Below are 25,928 nucleotides of genomic sequence, written 5' to 3'. Positions count from 1 at the left end.
CGAGGCGGCATAGGATGGGCGCATGAATCCGCTCGTGGAGGAGGCGTCGAAGAAGGCCGCGATCGCCTGGGTGGCGTTCGGCGGCCCGGCGTACGCGGTCTGGTGTCTTCCGCTGGAAGGCAAGCTCTACGTCGTCGCCGGCCCCGGCGAGCAGGACCTGCCCGGTCTCGCCGACGCATTGGCCGCTGACGCCCCAGCCACGGTCAGCCTGCGCGGCGACCACGGCGGCCGGATCGTGGCCTTCGACGCGACCGTCACGGAGATCCACTCGAACGGCACCGAGTGGGAGGCGGTCGCGCCGCAGCTGGCGCAGAAGCGGCTCAACGCCTCGGGCACGACCGACGAGGTCGTGACCCGCTGGGCGGAGACCTGCACGATCATCTCCCTGGAAGCGCGGGAGACGGTGCCGACGACCGACGACAGCGAGGCGACCGCGCCGCGGCCGGCGAGCGTCCTCCGGGAGACGCGTAAGCCGTTCCGGCTGCACAAGGTCAAGAAGCGATAGGCCGGACGGAACGCTTCTGGACGACCGTCCCGAGCAGGTGCATCTCGATGATGTCGTAGAGGATCTGCTGGGCGTACGCGTCGCCCTCCACGAAGTCCTTGCCGTCAGCGCGGGCGATCACGCAGTAGACGAGGAAGTGCCCGCGGTAGTCCCAGCCGAGGTGCGTCGACGAGAGCGCCAGCGGCTTCGCCGCGTTCGTCGGCACGTAGCCCTTGAAGCGGCCCTGCCGGTCGTCGACGATCTGCTTGATCCGGTCGTACGCCGTCTTCGCCGCGTTGGTGCTGGCCAGGTTGAAGACGCCGCCGGTGACGAGGTACTCCCGGGTCGGCGAACGCAGGGTCGCCCGGACGACCTGGGAGCAGCCCAGCCCGGCAAGGAGAGCACTGATCCCGCCGTCGGCCGCGTTCTTGCAGTTGGCCTGGTTCTGCGCCCCGATCACCTGGTACGCCGGTTGCGCCGGGTCGATCGACAGCTGCCGACCGGGGAACACCTCCGCTGAGGTCAACGGCGCGGGGTCGGCTTTGCGCGTACCGATGTCGCGCGGGAGCGTCGTCGGCTTCGGCTCGTTCGCCGTCGCCCGCGTACCGGTCTGCTCGTCGCGCAGGATCTGCCAGCTGCCGAAACCGCACACCATCAGCAGGACGAGCGCGGCCAGCCCGGCGAGGCTCGCCTTGAACCAGGCCGTCGGGAACGCGTCCCAGAAGCTGAAGGCCGGCGCTCGATGGGAGCGAGGGGTGCGGCGGGCGGCACGGCGCGTCTCGACTCTCGTCCGAGGGGATGTTTCGGACGAGTGCACCATTCCCATAGGAAGGGAGAATAGTGGATAATACCGATCTTCAGCCCCCGACAAGCCCGCCCGTCGGGGTGATGGTGAAATGTGGCGTGACAGGCGAGCACTACTTCACGCCAGCGCCCGGCTCGACGGCGCGCCCGCGTGAGGTCTCCTTCAGCGTCGGCGGGCAGGATTACACGCTCGCCGCATCGACCGGCGTCTTCTCGTCGGACCGCCTCGACCCCGGCACCGCGGTCCTGCTCCGCAAGGCCGACCTGCCCGGCCCGGGCACCACCGGCACCCTGCTCGACCTCGGCTGCGGCTACGGACCGATCACCGCGGTGCTCGCGACCGTGGCGCCGCTCGCGCGAGTGGTCGCGGTGGACGTCAACGAGCGGGCCCGGGAACTGGCCCGGCGCAATGCCGAGACACTCGGTCTGGCTCAGCGGGTACGCGTGGCGGCGCCGGACGAGGTCGGTGACGAGGTGTCCTTCGACCAGATCTGGTCCAACCCCCCGATCCACGTCGGAAAGTCCGAACTGCACGCGTTGCTGCGGCGCTGGCTGCCTCGGCTGGCTCCGGACGGGGTGGCCTGGTTGGTCGTGGGCAAGAACCTCGGCGGGGATTCGCTGCAGCAGTGGCTGATCGACCAGGGCTGGCCCACCGAACGCCGCGCCTCCCAAAAAGGCTTCCGCATCCTCCGCGTCAGCCCGCCCCCGCCCCGTTGATGATCAACCGAGGCGGGTGCGGATGCGGCGAGTGGCGTCGGCGCGTTCGGCCAGCGCGGTGGCATCCTCGGGATAGCCGACCTCGACCAGAGTCAGTCCGTGCGGGGGCACGACGGGGACGTCGTCGGCTCGCTGCGTACGCGTGAGGAGGGTGGCCGGCCAGTCCGTCGCCCGCCGCCCGTCCCCGGTCGTGAGCAGGCCGCCCATCAGGCTGCGCACCATGTTCTGGCAGAACGCGTCGGCCTGCACGGTGGCGACCAGGATGCCGTCGGGATCCCGCCGCCAATCCAGCCGAGTGATCCGCCGGATCGTCGTGGCGTTCTCCTTGCGCCGGCAGTACGCCGCGAAGTCGTGCTCACCGAGGAGTCCCTCGGCCGCCTCGTTCAGCCGCGCGAGGTCCAGCCGTCGCGGCCACGCCAACGTGTCGCGGCGACGCAGTGGCTCAGCACCGAACGGCGCATCGGTCACGCGGTACTCGTAGCGGCGGTACAGCGCCGAGAACCGGGCGTCGAACTCCGGCGGTGTTTCGTGCGCCGTGCGTACCCGCAGATCGAGCGGAAGAAGACCGGCCAGGCGCCGGACCAGGGTCTCGCGCACCGCGGACCAGGTGTCGCCCAGAAGATCGAGGTGCGCGACCTGGCCGGTGGCGTGGACGCCGGCATCGGTACGCCCCGCGACCGTGAGCCCGGTCGCGGTGCCCGCGCCGAGGATGCGATCAAGCTCGGCCAGGAGCACCCCCGCGACGGTACGCCGGTCCGGCTGAACGGCCCACCCGGAGAAGTCGGTGCCGTCGTAGGAGATGTCGAGCCTGATCCGGGTCATCTTTCCCCACTGGGTACGCAGCGAGCCGGCACCCTGAACAGATGCCGGCTCGCTGACGGGTCGTGCTTACTTCTTCTCGTCGGCCTCGGCCTCGATCGCCTCGACCTCGGCGGCGGTCTCCTCGTCGGAGACGTTCGCGGTGTCCTCGGCGTCCTCGGCCTTCGCCGCGGCCGGGGTCTCCTCGTCGGTGTCCCCCGCGAGCGCCGCGACCACGTCGGCCTTGGCGGCCTTCCGCTTCTCGGTCTTCGCGTTCGAGGTGGTGGCCACCTCGAGCTCCTCGACCAGCTCGATGATCGCCATCGGCGCGGCGTCGCCGCGGCGCGGGCCGATCTTCACGATGCGGGTGTAGCCGCCCGGCCGGTTCACGTAGCGCGGCGCGATCTGCTCGAAGAGCTCCACGAAGGTGTCCTTCTCGCGGATGACGCGACGGACGCGGCGGCGAGCCGCCAGGTCGTCACGCTTGGCGAAGGTCACCAGACGCTCGGCGATCGGCCGGAGCCGCTTCGCCTTCGTCTCCGTGGTGGTGATCCGGCCGTGCTTGAACAGCGAAGTCGCCAGGTTGGCGAGCATCAGCCGCTCGTGCGCGGGGCTGCCGCCGAGGCGGGGACCCTTGGTGGGCGTGGGCATGGTTCTGCTCCCTGTGTGGTGGCGGCAGCGGGTTACAGCTGCTCGGTCTCGCGGTAGTCGTCGACGTCGGTGTCCGAGTCGGCGTCGTCATAGTCGGCGTCGCCGAAGGAGTCGACGACGTTCGCCGGGTCGAAGCTGGGCGCCGAGTCCTTCAGGCCCAGGCCCATCCCGGCCAGCTTCATCTTGACCTCGTCGATCGACTTCTGCCCGAAATTCCTTATATCGAGGAGGTCGGCCTCGGTACGCCCGATGAGCTCACCGACGGTGTTGATCCCCTCGCGCTTGAGGCAGTTGTACGAGCGAACAGTGAGGTCCAGCTCCTCGATCGGCAGCGCCAGGTCGGCAGCGAGCTGCGCGTCCTGCGGTGACGGGCCGATGTCGATGCCCTCGGCGGTCTCGTCCAGCTCCCGGCAGAGCCCGAACAGCTCGACCAGGGTCGAGCCGGCCGACGCCAGCGCGGTACGCGGAGAGATCGAGGCCTTGGTCTCGACGTCGATGATCAGGCGGTCGAAGTCGGTCCGCTGCTCCACGCGAGTGGCCTCGACGCGGTACGTCACCTTGAGCACGGGCGAGTAGATCGAGTCGACCGGAATCCGGCCGATCTCCGCACCACCCTGCTTGTTCTGCGCGGCCGTCACGTAGCCCCGGCCGCGCTCGACCGTCAGCTCCATGTCCAGCCGGCCCTTGCTGTTCAGCGTCGCCAGCTTCAGATCCGGGTTGTGCACCGAGACACCGGCCGGGGGCTGGATGTCACCGGCGGTGACGTCGCCCGGGCCCTGCTTGCGCAGGTACATGCTGACCGGCTCGTCGTGCTCGGAGCTGACCGACAGCTCCTTGACGTTCATGACCAGCTCGACCACGTCCTCCTTGACTCCGGGGATCGTGGTGAACTCGTGCAGGACGCCGTCGACCTTGATGCTCGTCACGGCGGCGCCGGGGATCGAGCTGAGCAGGGTACGACGGAGCGAGTTGCCGAGCGTGTAGCCGAAGCCCGGCTCCAGCGGCTCGATGGTGAACCGGGAGCGAACCTCGCTGATCGACTCTTCGGTGAGAGTCGGCCGCTGCGTGATGAGCACTTCGTTCTCTTCTCTTTCAGGAGCGCCCGCTATATGACGCTCGCCGTGAGTGACCGGCGCGCCCTTGCGGACGCGCCGGCCGGAGCCCTTACTTGGAGTAGAGCTCGACGATCAACTGCTCCTGGACCTGGGTGTCGATGGCACCCCGGGCCGGCAGCGAGTGGACCAGGATCTTGAGCTGGCTGGGGATCGCCTCGAGCCACGCCGGAACGGTGCGGCTGCCCGCCTCGCCCTGCGCGACCTGGAACGGGGTCAGCTCCTTCGACTTCGCCCGGACCTCGACGATGTCGTGGTCGGAGACGCGGTACGACGGGATGTCGACCTTCTTGCCGTTCACCGTGAAGTGACCGTGCTTGACCAGCTGGCGGGCGTGGTCACGGGACTTGGCGTAGCCGGCCCGGTAGACCACGTTGTCCAGCCGCGACTCGAGAATCTGCAGCAGCACCTCACCGGTCTTGCCAGCCTTGCGGTTGGCCTCCTCGTAGTAGGTGCGGAACTGCTTCTCCAGCACGCCGTAGATCCGGCGGGCCTTCTGCTTCTCGCGCAGCTGGAGCAGGTATTCGGTGTCCTTGGTGCGGCCGCGACCGTGCTGCCCCGGCGGGAACGGCCGGGACTCGAACGGGCACTTCGGCCCGTCGCACTTGCTGCCCTTCAGGAACAGCTTGGTCTTCTCGCGACGGCAGCGGCGGCAGTCAGCGCCGGTGTAACGAGCCATCTTCCTCTATCTCCCCTTAGACCCGACGACGCTTCGGCGGACGGCATCCGTTGTGCGGCTGCGGCGTGACGTCGGAGATGACCCCGACCTCGAGACCCGCGGCGGTCAGCGAACGGATGGCGGTCTCGCGGCCCGAGCCCGGGCCCTTGACGAACACGTCGACCTTGCGCATGCCGTGCTCCATGGCACGACGGGCGGCCGCCTCGGCGGCCAGCTGCGCGGCGAACGGCGTCGACTTACGGGAGCCCTTGAAGCCCACCTGGCCGGCGGAGGCCCAGGAGATGACGGCACCGGTCGGGTCCGTGATGGACACGATGGTGTTGTTGAAGGTGCTCTTGATGTGCGCCTGCCCGTGGGAGACGTTCTTGCGTTCCTTACGCCGGACCTTCTTGACGGCGGCCCCAGCGCGTGCCTTCGGCGGCATAGCTTTATGCGCTCCTTCTCGATCCAGCTACTACTTCTTGCCGGGCTTCTTCTTGCCCGCGACGGTCCGCTTCGGACCCTTGCGCGTACGCGCGTTGGTCCGCGTGCGCTGACCACGGACGGGCAGGCCCCTGCGGTGCCGGATGCCCTCGTAGCAGCCGATCTCCACCTTGCGGCGGATGTCAGCGGCGACCTCGCGGCGCAGGTCGCCTTCTACCTTGAAGTTGGCTTCGATGTGGTCCCGAAGCTGGACGACCTCTTCGTCGCTGAGGTCCCGCGCCCGCTTGTTCGGGTCGACGCCGGTGGCGGCGAGCGTTTCGGCAGCCCGCGTACGGCCGATGCCGAAGATGTAAGTCAGCGCGATCTCCATGCGCTTCTCGCGCGGGAGGTCGACGCCCAGAAGACGTGCCATGTGTGGGCTAGCTCCTCGTGGATGTGGCGGAGGTCTGTGCCCGGCCCCTTCCCCACCTGCCCGGGTGAGGCCCCGGCCTCCGACCGGGGGTCAGCCACGAGAGTTTCCCCAACAAGGGACGTCCCCGCGGCCGGGACGAGCTATTCGGACGTGCGCGATCTGCGGACGCGATCAGCGCCGGGGCTCAGCCCTGGCGCTGCTTGTGGCGCGGGTCGTCACAGATGACCATGACCCGGCCGTGCCGGCGGATGACGCGGCACTTGTTGCAGATCTTCTTAACGCTCGGCTTGACCTTCACGGTTCGCCTTTACTCCGGTTTTGGACACGGACATGCGTCCGATGTCGGTGTGCTGGTGCTACTTGTAGCGGTAGACGATCCGGCCCCGCGTGAGGTCATAGGGCGAGAGCTCCACGACCACCCGGTCTTCGGGCAGGATGCGGATGTAGTGCTGGCGCATCTTTCCGCTGATGTGGGCCAAGACCTTGTGACCATTGGCCAACTCCACCCGGAACATAGCGTTCGGGAGTGGTTCGATGACCCGGCCCTCGATCTCGATGGCCCCGTCCTTCTTCGGCATGTCCTCCGCTACCTGACATCGGCTGCATTGATCGGCTCACGTTGTCCTCGCGCAGGCCGCCCGGGAATCCGGGTCGCCGGCACGCCAGCCGCGGCACTGTCATCCGCCGGAGCATTGGCAGGCATGACAGAGGGGACGCGGTGCGCCGTTGAGCCAGTCTACGCGGCCATATGCATCGACGCCAAATCAGGGTCCGCCGCCCCCGCGGTCGGGCGCGTCACAGTTCCCCTTTTCGTGATCATCGCGTCAGCCACGCTGTTTCGAGCCGCGAAATGTCCGCTTCAACAACGTCGTTCGAGCAATGATCACGACGCCGGTGAGCGATGATCACGCCGTGGCGGATGCGGTGACCAGGTCGCCGAGCCGTTCGCGGCCGCCGTCCTCGGCGGTGAACACCCAGACGCCGTCCTCGTAGAGGCCGATCGAGTGCTCCACGTGGGCGGCGTAGGAGCCGTCGACGCTCACCACCGTCCAACCGTCGCGCAGCTCCAGCGTACGCGGAGAGCCCATCGTGATCATCGGCTCGATCGCCAGGGCCATCCCCGGGACGAGGAACGGGCCCTTGCCCGGGCGCCCGTGATTGAGGATGTGCGGGTCCTGGTGCATCTCGGTGCCGATGCCGTGCCCGCCGTAGCCGTCGACGATGCCGTACCGCCGCCGAGCCCCGGTCACCCGGCCGACGAGGGCCGACTTCTCGCCTCGGACGGACGCCTGGATCGCGTACGAGATGTCGGTGAGCCGGCCCCGCCCGGAGCGCACCCCGCGCGCCGCGGCGGCGATCCCCGCCCACATCGAGTCCTCGGCGACTGCGGCCATCCGGGTCAGCTCCGTCGCGACCTCGCCGACCCCGACCGTGATCGCGGAGTCGCCATGCCAGCCGTCCAGAATCGCGCCACAGTCGATCGAGATGAGATCGCCTTCGGCGAGCACCTGCCGGGCCGACGGGATGCCGTGGACGATCTGCTCGTTCACCGAGGCGCAGATCGAGGCCGGGAAGCCCTGATAGCCCTTGAACGACGGGATGGCGCCGGCATCACGGATGACCTTCTCGGCGATGGCGTCGAGATCGGCGGTGGAGATCCCGGGCCGCACGGCCTCTCGCATCGCGGCCAGGGCGGCGGCCACAACGAGACCGGCCTCCCGCATCTTCGCGAGCTGGGCCGAGGTTTTGAGCTGAATGTCGGGCTGGTGACGCATCAAACCAGATTATGCGGCGGTCAGCCGCCGTAGGAGCGCAGGGCGTCGATCGCGCGCGCGGTGACGTCCTCCACCGGGCCGGTGGCGTCGATGCCCACAAGCTTGTTCTGAGCGCCGTAGTAGTCCGCCAGCGGCGCGGTGTCGCGCTCGTAGACGCGCAACCGCTCGGCGATGGTCTCCGGCTTGTCGTCGTCGCGCTGGTAGAGCTCGCCGCCACACCGGTCGCAGACACCCTCCCGGGTGGGCGGGTCGAACTCGACGTGCCAGATCTTGCCGCAGTTGTGGCAGGTACGCCGCCCGGACAGCCGCCGGATCACCTCGTCGTTGTCCACGACGAGTTCCAGCACCAGGTCGAGCGCCGTACCGGCGTCGGCGAGCATCTTGTCGAGCGCGGTCGCCTGCGGCACCGTACGCGGAAAGCCGTCCAGCAGGAAGCCGTCGGCGGCGTCGGCCTCGGCCAGCCGGTCACGCACCATGTTGATGGTGACCTCGTCCGGGACGAGGCCGCCCGAGTCCATGTACCGCTTGGCTTCCAGCCCCAGCGGAGTCCCCTGGGAGACGTTCGCCCGGAAGATGTCGCCGGTGGAGATCTTGGGCACGGAGAGGGTCGAGGCGATGAACTCCGCCTGCGTACCCTTCCCCGCGCCTGGCGGGCCGACGAGAACCAGCCTCATCGCAGGAAGCCTTCGTAGTTACGCTGCATCAGCTGGCTTTCGATCTGCTTGACCGTCTCCAGGCCGACGCCGACCATGATCAGCACCGCGGTGCCACCGAACGGGAAGTTCTGGTACTGACTGCCGCCCAGCCACATGAAGAAGAAGTTCGGCAGTACCGCGATGATGCCCAGGTAGAGGGCGCCCGGCAGGGTGATCCGGGTCAGGATGAAGTCCAGGTAGTCGGCGGTCGGCTTGCCCGGCCGGATGCCCTGCACGAATCCGCCGTACTTCTTCATGTTGTCGGCCACCTCAGTCGGGTTGAAGGTGATCGACACGTAGAAGTAGGTGAAGAAGATGATCAGCAGGAAGTAGGTCAGGATGTAGACCCAGTCGCTCGGGTTCGCCAGGTGCCGGTCGACCCACGTCCAGACCTTGCCCGGGTCGTCGCTCTTGGTGAACTGGAGCGCCAACTGCGGCAGGTAGAGCAGAGACGAGCCGAAGATGACCGGGATGACGCCGGCCTGGTTGACCTTGAGCGGGATGTAGGTCGACGTTCCGCCGTACATCCGCCGGCCGACCATGCGCTTGGCGTACTGCACCGGAATCCGGCGTTGCGCCTGCTCGATGTAGACGACGGCGGCGATGACCGCGATGACCAGGACGAGTACGCCGATGAACCAGTACGCGCCCTTGGACTTGTAGATCTGCCAGCCCTCGGAGGGGAGGCGGGCGGCGATCGAGGTGAAGATCAGGACGGACATGCCGTTGCCGATGCCGCGGTCGGTGATGAGCTCGCCCAGCCACATGATGACGCCGGTACCGGCGGTCATGGTGACGACCAGCGCGGTCAGCGTGAGCCACTGCGGGATCGCGGTCTGCGGGATGATCTCGACGCCGGGGGGGCAGGCGTTGCCGAACAGCTGACCGGACTTGCCGAGCGCGACGAACGCCGACGACTGCAGCACCGCGAGGCCGAGCGTCAGGTACCGGGTGTACTGCGTGATCTTCGCCTGGCCGGACTGGCCTTCCTTACGCAGCTGCTCGAGCCGCGGGATGACGACGGTCAGCAGCTGCAGGATGATCGACGCGGTGATGTAGGGCATGATGCCCAGCGCGAACACCGACAACGACAGCAGCGCGCCGCCGGAGAAGAGGTTCAGCAGGCTGAAGATCCCGTTGGTGTCCCCCGCCTGAGCGTTCTTGATGCACTCCTGGACGTTGCCGTAGGAGACGCCGGGGCTGGGAATGGTGGCACCGAGCCGGTAAAGCGCGATGATGGCCGCCGTGAACAGCAGCTTCTTGCGCAGGTCAGGCGTCTTGAACGCACTGAGAAACGCGGAGAGCAACTCTATCCTCCTGCGCGAGGCGACCCGCTCGGGGTCGGTGGCGGGGGCGTGACGGGATGGCTACAGGACGATTCCCATAGCTGGGTTTGGACTGTAACAGTCCAAGGGGGGTTCTGCTCAGGGGTGCCGACACATTATTTGCCTCAGTGCCCCTAGATCTGTGCTAAACCAAGGCGCCGACTGCCGGCTTCCCAGATGGAAGCAGCAGCCGGCGCCCTGATTGCCCGTGCTTTACAGCTCGGTGGTGGTACCACCGGCAGCGGCGATCTTCTCCTTCGCGGACGCGCTGAACGCGTGTGCCGAGATCTGGAGAGCGACGCCGCCGAGGTCGCCGGTGCCGAGCACCTTGACCGGGTGGCCCTTGCGGACCGCACCGGCCTCGGCCAGCTCCTGCGGGCCGACCTGGCCGCCGTTCGGGAACAGCTCGGCCAGCCGGTCCAGGTTGACCACCTGGAAGACGACCTTGAACTTGTTCTTGAAGCCCTTCAGCTTCGGCAGGCGCATGTGGATGGGCATCTGCCCACCCTCGAACGCCGCCGAGACCTGGTAGCGGGCCTTCGTACCCTTCGTACCGCGACCGGCGGTCTTACCCTTCGAGCCTTCACCGCGACCGACTCGGGTCTTCGCGGTCTTGGCGCCGGGCGCCGGGCGGAGGTGGTGGACCTTGATGGTCATCAGTCAACCTCCTCAACCTTCACCAGGTGGTTCACCGCGAAGATCATCCCGCGAATCTCGGGACGGTCCTCCTTGACGACCACATCGTTGATCCGCTTCAGGCCGAGCGACCGCAGCGACTCGCGCTGGTTGTGCTTGGCACCGACCTTGGACTTGATCTGCGTAACCTTCAGCCGCGCCATCACGCACCCGCTCCCGCGCGCAGCGCCAGCATGCGAGCCGGGGCGACGTCCTCGACCGGCAGACCGCGGCGAGCGGCGACGGCCTCGGGCGACTCCAGCATCCGCAGCGCCTTCACGGCGGCGTGCACGATGTTGATCGGGTTGGACGAGCCGAGGCTCTTGGAGAGCACGTCGTGGATGCCCGCGCACTCCAGCACGGCACGCACCGGGCCACCGGCGATGACACCGGTACCGGCGCTCGCCGGCTTCAGCAGGACGACGCCGGCGGCGTCCTCCCCCAGCACCGGGTGCGGGATCGACGAACCGATCCGCGGCACCTTGAAGAAGTGCTTCTTGGCCTCCTCGACACCCTTGGCGATCGCCGCGGGCACCTCCTTGGCCTTGCCGTAGCCGACGCCGACCGTGCCGTCGCCGTCGCCCACCACGACCAGCGCGGTGAAGCTGAACCGACGACCGCCCTTGACGACCTTCGCGACGCGGTTGATCGTGACGACCCGCTCGATGTGCGGGGTCTTCTCGACCGGCGCGCGGTCCCGGCCGCCGTCGCGACGATCGCCGCGACCGCGACGCTGACCGTCGCCGGACTCGTTGCTGTTACCGGACCCGGAGCCCCGGCGCTGTGGACCTGCCATTAGTAGTCCACTCCTTCCTAGAACTCGAGCCCGCCGCTGCGGGCCGCGTCCGCCAGAGCCGCGATACGGCCGGCGTAGCGGTTGCCGCCACGGTCGAACACAACCTTGCTGATGCCCGCCGCCTTGGCGCGCTCGGCCACCAGAGCGCCCACCTTGCCGGCGAGGTCGCTCTTGGTGCCCTCGGCGCCCCGGATCGAGGCATCCATGGAAGAGGCCGACACAAGGGTGTGACCCTTGAGGTCGTCCACGATCTGCGCGGTGATCTGCCGCAGGCTGCGGGTGACCACCAGACGCGGCCGCTCCGCCGTTCCGCTGAGGTTCTTGCGGATCCGGAAGTGCCGGCGCGCCTTGCCGACGGCGCGCTGAGCCGCGACGCCGCTGCGGCGCTTGAGGAGCTGGGCGCTCACTTCTTACCTGCCTTTCCAGCCTTGCGGCGGATGACCTCGTCCGTGTACTTGACGCCCTTGCCCTTGTAGGGCTCCGGCGGACGGATCTTCCTGATCTTCGCCGAGACCTCGCCGACGAGCTGCTTGTCGATGCCCGACACGTGGAACAGCGTCGGCCGCTCGACGGTGAAGGTGATGCCCGCGGGGGCGGTCACCAGCACCGGGTGCGAGAAGCCGAGGGCGAACTCGAGGTCCGAGCCCTTGGCCGTGACGCGGTAACCCGTGCCGTTGATCTCCAGGCTCTTGCGGTAGCCCTCGGTGACGCCGACGATCATGTTGGCGACCAGGGTCCGCGAGAGACCGTGCAGCTCCTTGGCGCGGCGCTCGTCGTTCGGGCGGCTGACGAGCAGCTCGCCACCCTCACCGCGCTCGACGGTGATGGGCTCGGCGAGGGTGTGCTCGAGCGTGCCCTTGGGGCCCTTGACCTTGACGGTAGAGCCATCGATGGTGATATCGACACCGGTCGGGACCGGGATCGCCTTACGTCCGATTCGCGACATAGCAGACCTTCCTCACCAGACGTAGGCGAGGACTTCCCCGCCCACCCCTCGCTTGCGGGCCTGCCGATCGGTGAGCAGTCCCTGGGACGTCGAGATGATCGCCACGCCCAGGCCGCCGAGCACCTTGGGGAGCTCCTGCGAACGGGCGTAGACCCGAAGGCCGGGCTTGGAGACCCGGCGGATGCCGGCGAGGCTGCGCTCACGGCTCGGGCCGTACTTGAGGTCGACCGTCAGCGTCTTGCCGACGGCGCCCTCCTCGGGCTCCTCAACCGCCCAGGCGGAGATGTAACCCTCGGCCTTGAGGACCTCGGCGATGTTCGCCTTGATCTTCGAGTAGGGCATCTGCACCCGGTCGTGGTACGCCTGGTTGGCGTTGCGCAGACGCGTCAGCATGTCTGCGATTGGGTCGGTCATCGTCATGGTTTGTCTTAACCTTTCTCGCCGCGGTTCCGCCGGCTGCCGGACGATCCCGGCCGGGGCCTACGGCGAAGCAAGTATTCGGTCACCAGCAGCCCCTCGGGGCTGGTGGGGATGTGATCGGTTACCACGAAGCCTTCGACACGCCGGGCAGCTCGCCACGGTGCGCCATCTCCCGGATGCAGACCCGGCAGAGACCGAACTTCCGGTACACGGACTTCGGCCGGCCACACCGCTGGCAGCGGGTGTAGGCACGCACGGCGAACTTCGGCTTCGCGGCCGCCTTGATGATCAGCGCCTTCTTGGCCATATCAGTTCTCCTTGAACGGGAAGCCCAGCAGCTTCAGCAGCGCCCGGCCCTCATCGTCGGTCGTGGCGCTGGTCACCAGGGTGATGTCCATGCCCCGCACCGCGTCGATCCGGTCCTGGTCGATCTCGTGGAAGACCGACTGCTCGGTCAGACCGAACGTGTAGTTGCCGTGCCCGTCGAGCTTGCGCCCGTCCAGACCGCGGAAGTCACGGATACGCGGCAACGCGATGGACAGCAGCCGGTCCAGGAACTCCCACATGCGGTCGCCGCGCAGGGTCACCTTCGCGCCGATCGGCATACCCTCACGCAGCTTGAACTGCGCGATGGACTTGGTCGCCTTCCGGATCTGCGGCTTCTGGCCGGTGATGGCCGTCAGGTCGCGTACCGCGCCGTCGATCTTCTTGGCGTCGCGAGCGGCCTCGCCCACACCCATGTTGACGACGATCTTGGTCAGCCCCGGAACCTGCATCGGGTTGGCGTACTGGAACTGCTCGCGCAGCGCCGGCACGATCTGCTCCCGGTACTTGGTCTTCAGTCGGGGAAGGGTCTTCTCAACAGTCGCCGTCGACATCACAGCTCCTTGCCGCTGCGGCGGGAGATACGGACCTTGGTGCCGTTCTCGTCGATCTTGTAGCCCACCCGGGTCGGCTTCCCGTCCTCCAGGTACGCGACCTTCGAGACGTGGATCGGCGCTTCCTGAGTGACGATGCCGCCGCTCTTCGCGCCCCGCTGGGTGGTGCGGATCTTGGTGTGCTTCTTGATCCGGTTCACGCCCTCGACCAGGACCTTCTCGAGCTTCGGGTAGGCCGCGATGACCTTGCCCTCGATGCCCTTGTCCTTGCCGGAGATCACCACGACGGTGTCGCCCTTCTTGATCTTCATGATCAGAGCACCTCCGGGGCGAGAGAAATGATCTTCATGAACCGCTTGTCCCGGAGCTCCCGGCCCACCGGGCCGAAGATACGGGTACCACGCGGGTCGCCACCGTCCTTGATGATGACAGCGGCGTTCTCGTCGAACTTGATGTACGAGCCGTCGGGGCGGCGCTTCTCCTTGGCCGTCCGGACGATGACCGCCTTGACGACGTCGCCCTTCTTCACGCCGGCGCCCGGGATGGCGTCCTTGACGGTGGCCACGATGACGTCGCCGATGCTCGCGTAGCGCCGACCCGAACCACCGAGAACGCGGATGCACAGAATCTCCCGGGCACCCGTGTTGTCGGCGACTCGCAGTCGCGACTCCTGCTGGATCACGTCAACTCCTGTATGTCTGCCAGTTCTCCGGAACACCGGAGCTTGGCGGAACTCGTCCCCACTCCGCGGAACCGGGCGAACCGGCCCCGCGGAGCGTGGGCTGTCTTATTTGCCGGGGAAAACCCAGCCGTCACTTGGCCTTCTCGAGGATCTCCACGACCCGCCACCGCTTGGTGGCGGACAGCGGACGAGTCTCCATCAGGAGCACCCGGTCACCGATGCCGCACGCGTTCTGCTCGTCGTGCGCCTTCAGCTTGCTGGCACGGCGCAGAACCTTGCCGTACAGCGGGTGCTTGACCCGGTCCTCGACCTCGACGACGACGGTCTTGTCCATCTTGTCGCTGACGACCAGGCCTTCACGCACCTTACGCGAGGTCCGCTCGGCGGCCTTCTCGTTGGTCTCACTCATGTTGATTACGCCACCTCAGTCGGCGCGGCCGAGAGCCCCAGCTCGCGCTCACGCATGATCGTGTAGATCCGGGCGATGTCCTTGCGGATGACCTGCAGCCGCCGGTTGTTGTCCAGCTGCCCGGTCGCACCCTGCACGCGGAGGTTGAACAGCTCCGCCTTGGCCTCCCGCAGCTTCGTGACCAGCTCCTCGCCGGAGAGTTCACGCAGCTCGGCCGACTTCGTGCCCGCCGCCATCACATTTCACCCACTTCACGCTTCACGATGCGGCACTTCATCGGGAGCTTGTGGATCGCGCGACGCATCGCCTCACGCGCGATCGCCTCGTTCGGGAACTGCATCTCGAAGAGAATGCGGCCCGGCTTGACGTTCGCGACCCACCACTCCGGCGAGCCCTTACCGGAACCCATCCGGGTCTCGGCGGGCTTCTTGGTCAGAGCCTGGTCCGGGTAGACCGTGATCCAGACCTTGCCACCACGACGAATGTGACGGGTCATCGCGATACGCGCCGACTCGATCTGGCGGTTCGTGACGTACGCCGGCTCGAGCGCCTGGATGCCGAACTCGCCGAACACCACCCGGTTGCCGCCCTTCGACGCGCCACTGCGGTCGGGGTGGTGCGGCTTGCGGAAGCCCTTTGGGGGCTTGCGCGGCATCAGCATTGATCAGCCCTCCTGCGTCTGCACCGGCGCGGCCTCGGGAGCCGCCTCGGTGGTGTTCTCGGTGCTGGCGGCAGCCGCGGCGGCCGCCCGGCCGGCCTCGGTGCCACCCGCGGTGGTGCCGGACGAGCCCGACCGGGTGCGGCGCGGCCGCTCCGGACGATCGGCCCGCTCGCGACGCGGGCGCTGCGCACCGGCGTCGGCCAGGGCCTCGCGGCCCGGAACGGCGTCACCCTTGTAGATCCAAACCTTCACGCCGATCCGGCCGAAGGTCGTACGCGCCTCGAAGAAGCCGTACTCGATGTTGGCCCGCAGCGTGTGCAGCGGGACCCGGCCCTCGCGGTAGAACTCCGTGCGGCTCATCTCGGCACCGCCCAGGCGGCCCGAGACCTGCACCCGGATGCCCCGCACGAGCGGGTTCTTCATCGCCGACTGCATCGACTTGCGCATCGCCCGGCGGAAGCTGACCCGGCTGGACAGCTGCTCGGCGACGCCCTGCGCCACGAGCTGCGCGTCCGACTCGGGGTTCTTCACCTCGAGGATGTTGAGCTGAACCTGCTTGCCGGTGAGCTTCTCCAGCTCACCGCGCAGGCGCTCGGCCTCCGCACCCTTCCGGCCGATGACGATGCCCGGCCGGGCGGTGTGGATGTCGACGCGCACCTTGTCGCGGGTCCGCTCGATGTCGACCTTGGAGATGCCGGCGCGCTCGAGGCCCTTCGACATCATCTTCCGGATCTTGACATCCTCGCCGATGTAGTCCTTGTACAGCTTGTCGGCGTACCAGCGGGACTTCCAGTCGGTCGAGATGCCGAGCCGGAAGCCGGTCGGGTGAACTTTCTGACCCATTACTCGGTCTCCTCCTGCTCGGCGGTCTCGGCCTGGGCGGGCGCGGCCTTCGCCGGCGTCGCCTTCGCGGCCGCTGCCTTCTTCGCGGCCCGAGCCGGCGTACGCGGAGCGACGGCCTCCACCTCGATGGTGATGTGGCACGTGCGCTTCCGGATGCGGTACGCCCGGCCCTGCGCCCGCGGCCGGAACCGCTTCAGCGTCGGGCCCTCGTCCACGTACGCGGCGCTGACCAGGAGCGCGTCCGGGTCCAGCCGCTCGTTGTTCTCCGCGTTCGCGATGGCGCTGGCCAGCACCTTGTACACCGGCTCACTGGCCGCCTGCGGCGCGAACTGCAGCACCGTGAGAGCCTCCTTCGCGGGCAGACCGCGGACGAGGTTCACCACACGGCGCGCCTTGGTGGCGGACAGGCGCACGTGGCGGGCGACGGCCCGGGCACCGGGCGCCTGCGCGTCCTGGGTAGGCATTTCGTGTTTCCCCTTGATCCTCAACGGTCCACCGTCAGCGACGGCGGCTCTTCCGGTCGTCCTTCTCGTGACCCTTGAACGTGCGGGTCAGCGCGAACTCGCCGAGCTTGTGCCCGACCATCGCTTCGCTCACGAAGACCGGGACGTGCTTGCGTCCGTCGTGCACCGCGATCGTGTGCCCGAGCATCTCGGGGATGATCGTGGAACGCCGCGACCAGGTCTTGATGACGTTCTTCGAGCCCTTCTCGTTCTGCGTCTCCACCTTCTTGAGCAGGTGGTCGTCGATGAACGGGCCCTTCTTCAGGCTGCGAGGCATCTTCTATCTCCCTCAGCCGCGCTTGCGGTTGGCGTAGCGGCGGCGAACGATCAGCCGGTCACTCGGCTGGCCCTTACGACGGGTGCGGCCCTCGGGCTTACCCTGCGGGTTCACCGGGTGGCGACCACCGGAGGTCTTGCCCTCACCACCACCGTGCGGGTGGTCGACCGGGTTCATGGCGACACCACGAACGGTCGGGCGCTTGCCCTTCCAGCGCATACGGCCGGCCTTGCCCCAGTTGATGTTGGACTGCTCGGCGTTGCCGATCTCGCCCACCGTGGCGCGGCAGCGGACGTCCACCTTGCGGATTTCGCCGGACGGCATACGCAGCGTGGCGTAGTCCTCCTCGCGACCCAGCAGCTGGATGCCGACGCCGGCCGAACGGGCCAGCTTCGCGCCACCGCCCGGACGCAGCTCCACACCGTGCACCGTGGTGCCGACGGGGATGTTGCGCAGCGGCAGGTTGTTGCCCGGCTTGATGTCCGCGCCCGTGCCGGACTCGACCGCGTCACCCTGCTTCAGGTCCTTCGGCGCCAGGATGTAGCGCTTCTCGCCGTCGGCGTAGTGCAGCAGCGCGATCCGCGCGGTGCGGTTCGGGTCGTACTCGATGTGCGCGACCTTGGCGGGGATGCCGTCCTTGTCGACCCGCTTGAAGTCGATCAGACGGTACTGACGCTTGTGACCGCCGCCCTGGTGCCGGGTGGTGATCCGGCCGTGGACGTTGCGGCCGCCCTTCTTGGGCAGCGGCACGACGAGCGACTTCTCCGGGGTAGACCGGGTGATCTCGGCGAAGTCGGCGACGCTGGAGCCACGGCGGCCCGGCGTCGTCGGCTTGTACTTACGAATAGCCATTGTCTTATACCCCTCAGCTCACCGGTCCGCCGAAGACCTCAATGCGGTCGCCGTCGGCCAGCTTCACCATGGCGCGCTTGGTGTCCTTGCGCTTGCCCCAACCGTTGCGGGTCCGCTTGCGCTTGCCCTCGCGGTTGAGCGTGTTCACCGTGAGCACGCGAACGTTGAAGATCTGCTCGATCGCGATCTTGATGGCGGTCTTGTTCGCATCCGGGTGCACGAGGAACGTGTACCAGTTGCGCGTCAGCTCGCTGTAGCTCTTCTCGGAGACGACCGGGGCGACGATGATGTCCCGCGGGTCAGCGATGGTGGTCACTTGTCACCCTCCTCGGTGCCCGTACGAACGCCGAGGAACTCCTCCAGCGCCACCTTCGTGAAGACCACGTGGTCGGCGACGAGGACGTCGTACGTGTTGAGCTGGCCGGACTCGATGAGGTGCACCAGCGGCAGGTTGCGCAGGCTGATCCAGTTCAGCTCGTCCTCCGCACCCAGCACCACCAGCGACTTCGCCTCGTCGACGCCGAGCGCCTTCAGAGTGGCCAGCGCCGCCTTCGTCGACGGCTGCTCGCCGTCCACGAACGCCTCGACCACGTGCACCCGGCTCTCGCGCGCCCGGTCCGAGAGGGCGCCACGCAGGGCGGCGGCCTTCATCTTCTTCGGGGTGCGCTGGCTGTAGTCACGCGGCACGGGGCCGTGGACGACGCCACCACCGGCGAACTGCGGCGCCCGGGTCGAACCCTGGCGAGCGCGACCGGTGCCCTTCTGCTTGTACGGCTTCTTGCCACCACCGGACACCTCGCCACGGGACTTCGCCTTGTGCGTACCCTGACGGGCCGCGGCGAGCTGCGCCGTGACGACCTGGTGCATCAGCGGGATGTTGGCCTGGACGTCGAAGATGTCGCTGGGCAGCTCGACCGAACCGGCCTTGGCACCGTCGACGCCGATAACGTCAACCGCGGTCACTTCTTCGCACCACCCTTCTTCTCCTTCGCCGCCGAGCGAACCAGCACCAGGGCGCCCTTGGGGCCCGGGATGGCGCCGCGCACCAGCAGCAGGTTGTTCTCGACGTCGACCGCCTGGACCGTGAGGCCCTGCGCGGTGTACCGCACGCCACCCATCCGGCCGGCCATGCGTACGCCCTTGAAGACGCGACCCGGGGTCGCGCAGGCGCCGATGGAGCCCGGCGACCGGTGCTTGCGCTCGACACCGTGCGAGGAGCGCAGGCCGTGGAAGCCGTGACGCTTCATCACACCCGCGAAGCCCTTGCCCTTGGTCTTGCCGGTCACGTCGATCGCCTGACCGGCCGCGAACGTCTCGACGGTCAGTTCCTGGCCGAGCGTGTACTCGCCGGCGTCGACCGTGCGCAGCTCGACGATGTGACGACGGGGCGCGACGCCGGCCTTGGCGAAGTGACCACCGCGCGGCTTGTTGACCTTCCGCGGGTTGATCGCGCCGTAGGCGAGCTGAACGGCCGAGTATCCGTCGACGTCGGCGGTGCGGACCTGGGTCACCACATTCGGGCTGACCTCGACGACCGTCACCGGTACGACCTTGTTGTTGTCCCACAGCTGGGTCATGCCCAGCTTGGCGCCCAGGAGGCCCTTGACTTGCCTGTCCATGAGTGTCCGGTCCCTACAGCTTGATCTCGATGTCGACGCCTGCCGGCAGGTCGAGACGCATGAGCGAGTCGACCGTCTTGGGGGTCGGGTCGATGATGTCGATCAGACGCTTGTGCGTGCGCATCTCGAAGTGCTCGCGCGAGTCCTTGTACTTGTGCGGCGAGCGGATCACGCAGAAGCGGTTGATCTCCGTGGGCAGCGGCACCGGGCCCGCGACCTGAGCGCCCGTACGAGTCACCGTCTCGACGATCTTGCGTGCCGACGAGTCGACGACCTCGTGGTCGTAGGCCTTGAGCCGGATGCGGATCTTCTGTCCCGCCATGGTGGCTTCTGTTTCCTTCTCTCGTTGTGACCCTCGCCGGAGTGTGTCCGCCGGCGGTTTCAGGCCGTCCGCTCTCTTTTTGTCAACCCGTCTGAGCTGCTCAATCAGAGCTCGTCCGGCTGGTCCTTCCGACCCCCGCGGTCGGGCGTGTCGCGCGTCGGGCCAGTCTGCATCCCCACAAGGGTTGGGATTGACCCGGCGAGCGTCACGCCCGCACAAGGGGCTGGGCGACGCCCGCGATTACCGTCGTTCAGACGGATCGCCGGCCCCGCGGTGGCCGGCACACCGACACCCACAACTGTGGGCAGGCGCGAACCAGCCGCAACGCAACCTATTCATTATGCCGTACTGGGTGCGGCAATGTGAAATCGGGGTGCGGACCCTCACGCCGAGGGGAGCCCGGCATGTGGCCCAGATCATGCGGCGGGCGCCCCGACGGATCGGGGCGCCCGCCGATGGATCACTTGAGGATCTTGGTGACCCGGCCGGCGCCGACGGTGCGGCCACCCTCACGGATCGCGAACCGCAGGCTCTCCTCCATGGCGATGGGCTGGATCAGCTTGACCGTCATGTTGGTGGTGTCGCCCGGCATGACCATCTCGGTGCCCTCGGGCAGCGTGACGACGCCGGTGACGTCCGTGGTACGGAAGTAGAACTGCGGACGGTAGTTCTGGAAGAACGGGGTGTGGCGGCCACCCTCCTCCTTGGAGAGGATGTAGACCGTCGCCTCGAACTCCGTGTGCGGGGTGGTCGTGCCCGGCTTGATGACGACCATGCCGCGCTCGACCTCCTCACGCTTGATACCGCGCAGGAGCAGACCGACGTTCTCTCCGGCACGCGCGTCGTCGAGAGTCTTGCGGAACATCTCGATCGCCGTGACCTTGGTCTTGAGCGCCTTGTCCTTGATGCCGATGATCTCGACGTCCTCGTTCGGGAGCAGGACGCCGCGCTCGACACGACCGGTGACGACGGTGCCACGACCGGTGATCGTGAACACGTCCTCGACGGGCATGAGGAACGGCTTCTCGGTCTCACGCTCGGGCTGCGGGATCGCGGAGTCGACCGCGTCCATCAGACCAAGCAGAGCCTGGGTCCACTCCGCGTCGCCCTCGAGCGCCTTGAGCGCCGACACCCGCACGACCGGGACGTCGTCGCCCGGGAACTCGTAGGTGCTCAGCAGCTCGCGGACCTCGAGCTCGACCAGGTCGAGCAGCTCGGCGTCGTCGACCATGTCGGCCTTGTTCAGCGCCACGACGATGTACGGAACGCCGACCTGGCGGGCCAGGAGCACGTGCTCCTTGGTCTGCGGCATCGGGCCGTCGGTCGCCGCGACCACCAGGATCGCGCCGTCCATCTGGGCGGCACCGGTGATCATGTTCTTGATGTAGTCGGCGTGACCGGGGCAGTCGACGTGCGCGTAGTGCCGCGACTCGGTCTGGTACTCGACGTGAGCGATCGAGATGGTGATGCCGCGGGCCTTCTCCTCCGGCGCCTTGTCGATCTCGTCGAACGGCGTGTACGGGTTGAGGTCCGGGTACTTGTCGTGCAGGACCTTCGTGATGGCCGCCGTCAGCGTCGTCTTACCGTGGTCGATGTGACCAATGGTGCCGATGTTGACGTGCGGCTTAGTCCGCTCGAACTTCGCCTTCGCCACTGGTGTCCTCCTGTGGACTGTCTGGTTCGTACGCCCGACGGCGCCACACGGCGCTTTGGACTTCTCCTAGTCGCCTGACCGGCCACGATGACCGGCCAGGCGTTCTCCAACGCTAACGGCGATTACTCGCCGGTCGCCTTCGAGATGATCTCCTTCGCGACGTTCGTGGGAACCTCGGCGTAGGAGTCGAACTGCATGCTGTAGCTCGCCCGGCCCTGCGTCTTCGACCGCAGGTCGCCGACGTAGCCGAACATCTCCGACAGCGGCACCAGGGCACGGACGACGCGGGCGCCGCCACGCTCCTCCATCGCCTGGATGATGCCGCGGCGGGAGTTGAGGTCGCCGATGACGTCACCCATGTTCTCCTCCGGAGTGGTGACCTCAACGGCCATCATCGGCTCGAGCAGCGCCGGGTCGGCCTTGCGAGCCGCCTCCTTCAGCGCCATCGAGCCGGCGATCTTGAACGCCATCTCGGACGAGTCGACCTCGTGGTACTTGCCGTCCACCAGGATCAGCTTGACGCCGACCAGCGGGTAGCCCGCGAGTACGCCGTACTGCATGGCGTCCTGCGCGCCGGCGTCGACCGACGGGATGAACTCCTTCGGGATGCGACCACCGGTGACGGCGTTGACGAACTCGTAGGTCGCCTCACCGTCGAGCGGCAGCGGCTCGAGGGAGATGAGCACCGACGCGTACTGGCCGGAACCACCGGTCTGCTTCTTGTGCGTGTACTCGACCTTCTCCACCGCGCGGCGGATGGTCTCGCGGTACGCGACCTGCGGCTTGCCGACGTTCGCCTCGACGTTGAACTCGCGCTTCATCCGGTCGACGAGGATTTCCAAGTGCAGCTCGCCCATGCCGGAGATGACCGTCTGGCCCGTCTCCTCGTCGTTCTTGACGCGGAAGGTCGGGTCCTCTTCGGCCAGCTTCTGGATGGCGGTGGAGAGCTTCTCCTGGTCGGCCTTGGTCTTCGGCTCGATCGCGACGTCGATGACCGGCTCCGGGAAGGTCATCGACTCCAGGATCACCGCGTTGGCCGGGTCGCACAGCGTGTCACCCGTGGTGGTCTGCTTGAGACCCTGGACGGCGATGATGTCACCAGCCTGCGCGGACGTACGCTCCTCGCGCTTGTTCGCGTGCATCTGGTAGATCTTGCCGATCCGCTCCTTGCGGTCCTTCGTGGAGTTGATGACCTGGGTGCCGGACTCCACCGTGCCCGAGTAGACCCGGACGTAGGTGAGCTTGCCCAGGTGCTTGTCCGTCTGGACCTTGAAGGCCAGGCCGGAGAAGGGCTCACTGACGTCGGCGTGGCGCTCGACGACGGTCTCGCCGTCCATCAGCGTGCCGTCGATGGCCGGGATGTCCAGCGGCGACGGCAGGTAGTCGACGACCGCGTCCAGCATCGGCTGCACGCCCTTGTTCTTGAACGCCGAACCGGTGACGACCGGGTTGACCTTGCCGGCGATGGTGGCGCGACGGATCGCGGCCTTCAGCTCCTCCAGGGTGAACTCGCCACCCTCGAGGTACTTCTCCATGATCTCGTCGTCGGCCTCGGCCAGCGTCTCGAGCAGCTTGGTACGCCACTCCTCGGCCTGCGCCTGCAGGTCGGCCGGGATCTCCTCGACCGCGTAGTCCTCGCCCTTCTGAGTCTCGCCGCGCCACGTGAGGGCGCGCATGCCCAGCAGGTCGACGACGCCGATGTGGTCGGCCTCGAGCCCGATCGGGATCTGCAGCACGAGCGGGGTCGCATTCAGCCGGTCGATCATCATCTGGACGCAGCGGAAGAAGTCCGCACCCGTCCGGTCCAGCTTGTTGACGAAGCACATACGCGGAACGTTGTACTTGTCCGCCTGGCGCCAGACGTTCTCGGTCTGCGGCTCTACGCCGGCGACGCCGTCGTAGACCGCGACCGCACCGTCGAGTACGCGCAGCGACCGCTCGACCTCGACCGTGAAGTCGACGTGGCCGGGCGTGTCGATGATGTTGATCGGGTGGCCCTTCCACTCGCACTTGGTGGCGGCAGAAGTGATCGTGATACCACGCTCCTGCTCCTGCTCCATCCAGTCCATGACGGCGGCGCCCTCGTGGACCTCGCCGATCTTGTGGGTGATGCCGGTGTAGAACAGGATGCGCTCGGTCGTGGTCGTCTTACCGGCGTCGATGTGCGCCATGATGCCGATGTTGCGGAGCTTGGCGAGCGCGGCGTTTGCGGCGGCCACTTTCGAGTTCCCTTCAGAAGGTGGGTGAACCTAGGTTCGGGTGGTGCCGGGCCGGGTCGGCCCGGCACCGAACGATTACTACCAGCGGTAGTGGGCGAAAGCCTTGTTCGACTCGGCCATCTTGTGCGTGTCCTCGCGCCGCTTCACCGCAGCGCCCAGACCGTTGCTGGCGTCCAGCAGCTCGTTCATGAGCCGCTCGACCATGGTCTTCTCCCGGCGGGCCTTGGAGTAGGTCACCAGCCAGCGCAGACCCAGCGTGGTCGCGCGGGCCGGACGAACCTCGACCGGCACCTGGTAGGTCGCGCCACCGACACGGCGGCTGCGGACCTCGAGGGTCGGCTTGACGTTGTCCATCGCGCGCTTCAGCGTGACGACCGGGTCGGTGCCGGTCTTCTCGCGGCAGCCTTCGAGGGCGCCGTAGACGATCCGCTCGGCGAGCTGACGCTTGCCTTCCTGCAGGATCTTGTTGACCAGCTGGGTGACCAGCGGCGAGTTGTACACCGGGTCGGCGGCCAGCGGGCGACGCGGAGCAGGTCCCTTACGCGGCATCGTTACTTCTTCCCTTCCTTGACAAGCTTCGCGCCGTAACGGCTGCGGGCCTGCTTGCGGTTGCGGACGCCCTGGGTGTCCAGCGAACCACGAATGATCTTGTAACGAACGCCGGGGAGGTCCTTAACACGACCACCACGAACGAGGACGATCGAGTGCTCCTGCAGGTTGTGACCCACGCCCGGGATGTAGGCGGTCACCTCGATCTGGCTGCTGAGCTTGACGCGAGCGACCTTCCGGAGAGCCGAGTTCGGCTTCTTGGGAGTGGTGGTGTACACGCGGGTGCACACGCCACGACGCTGCGGGCTGCCCTTGAGCGCCGGCGTCTTGGTCTTGCTCGTCTTGGCCTGGCGGCCCTTGCGGACCAACTGCTGAATAGTGGGCACCGGGTGTCTCCGCTCCCGTTCTCTCCTGTACAAGGCCGCTCGGTGCGACCAGGGTCTTCTCACTGGATCGGCCGATGGACGTCTCCGCGACGCTCACCGGTCGGCCGAACCTGTATGCGACCGGCTCTGCTCACGTCGCCGACCAGGGCGTTTCCTGGGGCGTCGCGGTCGTTGCCGACCCCCGCGGTCGGGCGTGTCGTCCGGTCCACGGGCCAGGCGCGCGATCACTCGCCCGCCGGGGTTTGCCGTTGTCGCGGTGCACTGCCGACGCCTTGCGGCAGCCGTCCATCGCGCACGCACGATGAGCCCAGGCATGCCCGGGCACGAGGGGAAAGAGTACCTATCACGAGCGCGCAGGTCAAAACGGGGGCTCCCGACCGATTTCACCGGTCCAAACTCGCTCTGGGAAACCCGACCGTTTTCGCGGCACGCTTCATTCCAGGCCGCTCCACGAATCAGTCTACCCGCTCGGTTCGTCCGCGTCGCACGGGATTGGCAGCTGTGAGCGGCCCCACCGGTGCCGATCGGCACGGCCGCAGGTCAAGCCCGGGTCGCCACCAGGAGGATGGCTGAGATCACAGCGATGAGCGTGACCGCGACACCCAGCCCGCCGCAGATCAGGCCACTGAGGGCCAGGCCCTTGCCGGTCAGGGCGGACGACCGCCGCACCTGGCGTAAGCCGAACGCACCCAGGACCACGGCGCCGGCGCTCAGGACGAGTGCCAGGACTGCGAACGCGCCGGCGGCGAGCGCACCCCAATCGGCGCTGGTCGCGGCCAACGCGAAGATCGCCACGACCCCGCTGACGAGCAGCCCGGCGATGCCGGCCGCCAGACTGCCCGAGGCCAGCCCGGTCAGGATCGGGCGGATCGGCAGGATGGCCAGGCCATAGGGCGTACCGGGGACGGGGTCGATCCGCGCCGGCGGGGGAAACCGCACCGGTGGGATCGGGGCCGGCAGACCGGTCGACTGGGTCACGCCTGCGATCCTCGCATACTCGCCGCATCAGCGAACCGCCGAAGTGCGGTCAGTTCACGCCGGGCGGGAAGTCGTGCGCCGGGTTCGCCGACCGGGTCAGCACACCGATGGTCACGGCCGCGCAGATCGCGAGCGCCGCGAGCGCCAACGCGATCCAGGCGAGGAACTGTCCGCGTACCGCCAGGCGATCCCCGGTGCGCCAGCCCTGCCCCTCGGCGATCTCCCCGCGGGCCTGGCGGGCCAGGGCCAGGGCCACGACGGCCGGGACGACGCCGCCCACGAGCAGGCCCGTGGCCACCGCGAGCCAGCCCAAGATGTACGCGGTGAGCGCCTTGCTGTCGCGGATCGGCTCCGGATCGTCCGGGTGTCGCATTCGCGTAGATT

At 67.7% G+C, this 25,928-nt stretch carries 41 protein-coding genes; 2 read left to right on the top strand and 39 right to left on the bottom strand.

The window, feature by feature from the left end; all coding sequences use genetic code 11:
• Positions 1 to 22: 22 nt before the first annotated feature.
• On the top strand, positions 23 to 505 hold the full coding sequence (locus tag AB0H43_RS31095) for a hypothetical protein (RefSeq protein ID WP_360005144.1): 483 nt from the start codon (positions 23 to 25) through the stop codon (positions 503 to 505).
• On the opposite strand, the gene AB0H43_RS31090 is transcribed toward AB0H43_RS31095, so the two are convergent.
• Complete coding sequence (locus AB0H43_RS31090) at positions 492 to 1,310, bottom strand: hypothetical protein (RefSeq protein ID WP_360005142.1); 819 nt, start codon at positions 1,308 to 1,310, stop codon at positions 492 to 494. The two genes, AB0H43_RS31095 and AB0H43_RS31090, sit on opposite strands and share 14 nt — an antisense overlap.
• 77 nt (positions 1,311 to 1,387) lie before the next feature.
• Between AB0H43_RS31090 and AB0H43_RS31085 the strand changes: the two genes are divergently transcribed.
• Positions 1,388 to 2,005 carry a methyltransferase gene (locus AB0H43_RS31085; protein ID WP_360005140.1) on the top strand — a complete coding sequence of 206 codons (618 nt, stop codon included), beginning with the start codon at positions 1,388 to 1,390 and terminating at the stop codon, positions 2,003 to 2,005.
• Between the two features lie 3 nt (positions 2,006 to 2,008).
• Here AB0H43_RS31085 and truA read toward each other — a convergent pair whose 3' ends face one another.
• From truA to AB0H43_RS30895, 38 genes are all read right to left on the bottom strand, one after another.
• Positions 2,009 to 2,827 (bottom strand): tRNA pseudouridine(38-40) synthase TruA, encoded by an 819-nt coding sequence (gene truA, locus AB0H43_RS31080; protein WP_360005138.1) that lies wholly within the window; start codon positions 2,825 to 2,827, stop codon positions 2,009 to 2,011.
• A 66-nt stretch (positions 2,828 to 2,893) separates the two neighbouring features.
• Positions 2,894 to 3,454 carry a 50S ribosomal protein L17 gene (rplQ, locus tag AB0H43_RS31075; protein WP_360005136.1) on the bottom strand — a complete coding sequence of 187 codons (561 nt, stop codon included), beginning with the start codon at positions 3,452 to 3,454 and terminating at the stop codon, positions 2,894 to 2,896.
• A gap of 32 nt (positions 3,455 to 3,486) precedes the next feature.
• Entirely contained in the window at positions 3,487 to 4,530 is a 1,044-nt protein-coding gene (locus tag AB0H43_RS31070) for a DNA-directed RNA polymerase subunit alpha (protein ID WP_360005134.1), read from the bottom strand.
• An 88-nt stretch (positions 4,531 to 4,618) separates the two neighbouring features.
• Positions 4,619 to 5,245: a 30S ribosomal protein S4 gene (gene rpsD / locus AB0H43_RS31065; protein WP_360005132.1), complete on the bottom strand. Its 627-nt coding sequence runs from the start codon at positions 5,243 to 5,245 to the stop codon at positions 4,619 to 4,621.
• A gap of 16 nt (positions 5,246 to 5,261) precedes the next feature.
• The gene (gene rpsK, locus AB0H43_RS31060) at positions 5,262 to 5,669 is read right to left on the bottom strand and encodes a 30S ribosomal protein S11 (RefSeq protein ID WP_027342532.1); all 408 of its coding nucleotides are present in this window, start codon (positions 5,667 to 5,669) and stop codon (positions 5,262 to 5,264) included.
• A 30-nt stretch (positions 5,670 to 5,699) separates the two neighbouring features.
• Positions 5,700 to 6,080 (bottom strand): 30S ribosomal protein S13, encoded by a 381-nt coding sequence (gene rpsM, locus AB0H43_RS31055; RefSeq protein WP_360005129.1) that lies wholly within the window; start codon positions 6,078 to 6,080, stop codon positions 5,700 to 5,702.
• Positions 6,081 to 6,264: 184 nt separating this feature from the next.
• Positions 6,265 to 6,378, bottom strand: coding sequence for a 50S ribosomal protein L36 (gene rpmJ, locus AB0H43_RS31050; protein ID WP_197006680.1), 114 nt, complete (start codon positions 6,376 to 6,378; stop codon positions 6,265 to 6,267).
• 58 nt (positions 6,379 to 6,436) lie between these two features.
• The gene (infA, locus tag AB0H43_RS31045; protein ID WP_007073013.1) at positions 6,437 to 6,658 is read right to left on the bottom strand and encodes a translation initiation factor IF-1; all 222 of its coding nucleotides are present in this window, start codon (positions 6,656 to 6,658) and stop codon (positions 6,437 to 6,439) included.
• 327 nt (positions 6,659 to 6,985) lie between these two features.
• Positions 6,986 to 7,858 (bottom strand): type I methionyl aminopeptidase, encoded by an 873-nt coding sequence (map, locus tag AB0H43_RS31040; protein ID WP_360005125.1) that lies wholly within the window; start codon positions 7,856 to 7,858, stop codon positions 6,986 to 6,988.
• Between the two features lie 17 nt (positions 7,859 to 7,875).
• Entirely contained in the window at positions 7,876 to 8,529 is a 654-nt protein-coding gene (locus AB0H43_RS31035; RefSeq protein WP_360005123.1) for an adenylate kinase, read from the bottom strand.
• Positions 8,526 to 9,857 (bottom strand): preprotein translocase subunit SecY, encoded by a 1,332-nt coding sequence (secY, locus tag AB0H43_RS31030; protein WP_360005121.1) that lies wholly within the window; start codon positions 9,855 to 9,857, stop codon positions 8,526 to 8,528. Before secY ends, AB0H43_RS31035 begins: the two co-directional genes overlap by 4 nt.
• A gap of 231 nt (positions 9,858 to 10,088) precedes the next feature.
• Positions 10,089 to 10,532: a 50S ribosomal protein L15 gene (gene rplO / locus AB0H43_RS31025; RefSeq protein ID WP_360005119.1), complete on the bottom strand. Its 444-nt coding sequence runs from the start codon at positions 10,530 to 10,532 to the stop codon at positions 10,089 to 10,091.
• Positions 10,532 to 10,714 (bottom strand): 50S ribosomal protein L30, encoded by a 183-nt coding sequence (gene rpmD / locus AB0H43_RS31020; RefSeq protein ID WP_360005329.1) that lies wholly within the window; start codon positions 10,712 to 10,714, stop codon positions 10,532 to 10,534. The genes rplO and rpmD overlap by 1 nt, the downstream gene beginning before the upstream one ends.
• On the bottom strand, positions 10,714 to 11,346 hold the full coding sequence (rpsE, locus tag AB0H43_RS31015; RefSeq protein ID WP_253758289.1) for a 30S ribosomal protein S5: 633 nt from the start codon (positions 11,344 to 11,346) through the stop codon (positions 10,714 to 10,716). Before rpsE ends, rpmD begins: the two co-directional genes overlap by 1 nt.
• A gap of 17 nt (positions 11,347 to 11,363) precedes the next feature.
• The gene (gene rplR, locus AB0H43_RS31010; RefSeq protein ID WP_360005117.1) at positions 11,364 to 11,753 is read right to left on the bottom strand and encodes a 50S ribosomal protein L18; all 390 of its coding nucleotides are present in this window, start codon (positions 11,751 to 11,753) and stop codon (positions 11,364 to 11,366) included.
• Positions 11,750 to 12,292, bottom strand: coding sequence for a 50S ribosomal protein L6 (gene rplF, locus AB0H43_RS31005; RefSeq protein WP_360005115.1), 543 nt, complete (start codon positions 12,290 to 12,292; stop codon positions 11,750 to 11,752). The genes rplR and rplF overlap by 4 nt, the downstream gene beginning before the upstream one ends.
• 12 nt (positions 12,293 to 12,304) lie before the next feature.
• Positions 12,305 to 12,712 carry a 30S ribosomal protein S8 gene (gene rpsH / locus AB0H43_RS31000; RefSeq protein ID WP_253758295.1) on the bottom strand — a complete coding sequence of 136 codons (408 nt, stop codon included), beginning with the start codon at positions 12,710 to 12,712 and terminating at the stop codon, positions 12,305 to 12,307.
• Between the two features lie 121 nt (positions 12,713 to 12,833).
• Complete coding sequence (locus tag AB0H43_RS30995; protein WP_253758297.1) at positions 12,834 to 13,019, bottom strand: type Z 30S ribosomal protein S14; 186 nt, start codon at positions 13,017 to 13,019, stop codon at positions 12,834 to 12,836.
• A 1-nt stretch (position 13,020) separates the two neighbouring features.
• Entirely contained in the window at positions 13,021 to 13,590 is a 570-nt protein-coding gene (gene rplE / locus AB0H43_RS30990) for a 50S ribosomal protein L5 (protein ID WP_360005112.1), read from the bottom strand.
• Positions 13,590 to 13,907, bottom strand: coding sequence for a 50S ribosomal protein L24 (gene rplX / locus AB0H43_RS30985; protein WP_360005327.1), 318 nt, complete (start codon positions 13,905 to 13,907; stop codon positions 13,590 to 13,592). Before rplX ends, rplE begins: the two co-directional genes overlap by 1 nt.
• Complete coding sequence (gene rplN, locus AB0H43_RS30980; protein WP_253758301.1) at positions 13,904 to 14,272, bottom strand: 50S ribosomal protein L14; 369 nt, start codon at positions 14,270 to 14,272, stop codon at positions 13,904 to 13,906. The genes rplX and rplN overlap by 4 nt, the downstream gene beginning before the upstream one ends.
• A 130-nt stretch (positions 14,273 to 14,402) precedes the next feature.
• Entirely contained in the window at positions 14,403 to 14,681 is a 279-nt protein-coding gene (gene rpsQ / locus AB0H43_RS30975; RefSeq protein WP_253758303.1) for a 30S ribosomal protein S17, read from the bottom strand.
• 5 nt (positions 14,682 to 14,686) lie between these two features.
• A complete protein-coding gene (gene rpmC, locus AB0H43_RS30970; protein WP_253758305.1) occupies positions 14,687 to 14,917 on the bottom strand; it encodes a 50S ribosomal protein L29 in 231 nt (76 codons plus the stop codon).
• Positions 14,917 to 15,342 (bottom strand): 50S ribosomal protein L16, encoded by a 426-nt coding sequence (gene rplP, locus AB0H43_RS30965; RefSeq protein ID WP_360005109.1) that lies wholly within the window; start codon positions 15,340 to 15,342, stop codon positions 14,917 to 14,919. The genes rpmC and rplP overlap by 1 nt, the downstream gene beginning before the upstream one ends.
• Before the next feature lie 3 nt (positions 15,343 to 15,345).
• Positions 15,346 to 16,185 carry a 30S ribosomal protein S3 gene (gene rpsC / locus AB0H43_RS30960; RefSeq protein ID WP_360005107.1) on the bottom strand — a complete coding sequence of 280 codons (840 nt, stop codon included), beginning with the start codon at positions 16,183 to 16,185 and terminating at the stop codon, positions 15,346 to 15,348.
• Positions 16,185 to 16,649 (bottom strand): 50S ribosomal protein L22, encoded by a 465-nt coding sequence (rplV, locus tag AB0H43_RS30955; protein ID WP_360005105.1) that lies wholly within the window; start codon positions 16,647 to 16,649, stop codon positions 16,185 to 16,187. Before rplV ends, rpsC begins: the two co-directional genes overlap by 1 nt.
• Positions 16,650 to 16,683: 34 nt before the next feature.
• Positions 16,684 to 16,965: a 30S ribosomal protein S19 gene (rpsS, locus tag AB0H43_RS30950; RefSeq protein ID WP_360005103.1), complete on the bottom strand. Its 282-nt coding sequence runs from the start codon at positions 16,963 to 16,965 to the stop codon at positions 16,684 to 16,686.
• A 12-nt stretch (positions 16,966 to 16,977) separates the two neighbouring features.
• Positions 16,978 to 17,817: a 50S ribosomal protein L2 gene (gene rplB, locus AB0H43_RS30945; protein WP_360005101.1), complete on the bottom strand. Its 840-nt coding sequence runs from the start codon at positions 17,815 to 17,817 to the stop codon at positions 16,978 to 16,980.
• A 13-nt stretch (positions 17,818 to 17,830) separates the two neighbouring features.
• Positions 17,831 to 18,133, bottom strand: a complete 303-nt coding sequence (gene rplW / locus AB0H43_RS30940; protein ID WP_253758317.1) for a 50S ribosomal protein L23 — start codon at positions 18,131 to 18,133, stop codon at positions 17,831 to 17,833.
• Complete coding sequence (gene rplD, locus AB0H43_RS30935) at positions 18,130 to 18,780, bottom strand: 50S ribosomal protein L4 (protein WP_360005099.1); 651 nt, start codon at positions 18,778 to 18,780, stop codon at positions 18,130 to 18,132. Before rplD ends, rplW begins: the two co-directional genes overlap by 4 nt.
• Complete coding sequence (gene rplC, locus AB0H43_RS30930; RefSeq protein ID WP_360005097.1) at positions 18,777 to 19,436, bottom strand: 50S ribosomal protein L3; 660 nt, start codon at positions 19,434 to 19,436, stop codon at positions 18,777 to 18,779. Before rplC ends, rplD begins: the two co-directional genes overlap by 4 nt.
• 13 nt (positions 19,437 to 19,449) lie before the next feature.
• Positions 19,450 to 19,758, bottom strand: a complete 309-nt coding sequence (rpsJ, locus tag AB0H43_RS30925) for a 30S ribosomal protein S10 (protein WP_007073037.1) — start codon at positions 19,756 to 19,758, stop codon at positions 19,450 to 19,452.
• 460 nt (positions 19,759 to 20,218) lie between these two features.
• Positions 20,219 to 21,412 carry an elongation factor Tu gene (tuf, locus tag AB0H43_RS30920; RefSeq protein WP_360005091.1) on the bottom strand — a complete coding sequence of 398 codons (1,194 nt, stop codon included), beginning with the start codon at positions 21,410 to 21,412 and terminating at the stop codon, positions 20,219 to 20,221.
• A 122-nt stretch (positions 21,413 to 21,534) separates the two neighbouring features.
• A complete protein-coding gene (fusA, locus tag AB0H43_RS30915) occupies positions 21,535 to 23,631 on the bottom strand; it encodes an elongation factor G (RefSeq protein ID WP_360005089.1) in 2,097 nt (698 codons plus the stop codon).
• Positions 23,632 to 23,709: 78 nt separating this feature from the next.
• The gene (rpsG, locus tag AB0H43_RS30910; RefSeq protein WP_360005088.1) at positions 23,710 to 24,180 is read right to left on the bottom strand and encodes a 30S ribosomal protein S7; all 471 of its coding nucleotides are present in this window, start codon (positions 24,178 to 24,180) and stop codon (positions 23,710 to 23,712) included.
• A 2-nt stretch (positions 24,181 to 24,182) separates the two neighbouring features.
• Positions 24,183 to 24,566: a 30S ribosomal protein S12 gene (gene rpsL, locus AB0H43_RS30905; protein WP_120317147.1), complete on the bottom strand. Its 384-nt coding sequence runs from the start codon at positions 24,564 to 24,566 to the stop codon at positions 24,183 to 24,185.
• Positions 24,567 to 25,106: 540 nt separating this feature from the next.
• Positions 25,107 to 25,544 carry a hypothetical protein gene (locus AB0H43_RS30900; protein WP_360005086.1) on the bottom strand — a complete coding sequence of 146 codons (438 nt, stop codon included), beginning with the start codon at positions 25,542 to 25,544 and terminating at the stop codon, positions 25,107 to 25,109.
• A gap of 49 nt (positions 25,545 to 25,593) precedes the next feature.
• Positions 25,594 to 25,917: a hypothetical protein gene (locus AB0H43_RS30895; RefSeq protein WP_360005084.1), complete on the bottom strand. Its 324-nt coding sequence runs from the start codon at positions 25,915 to 25,917 to the stop codon at positions 25,594 to 25,596.
• Between the last annotated feature and the right edge of the window lie 11 nt (positions 25,918 to 25,928).

The organism is Hamadaea sp. NPDC050747, assembly GCF_040654195.1.
In the GTDB taxonomy this organism is placed as follows: domain Bacteria; phylum Actinomycetota; class Actinomycetes; order Mycobacteriales; family Micromonosporaceae; genus Hamadaea.
This window is presented reverse-complemented; position numbering and strand designations above follow the sequence as displayed.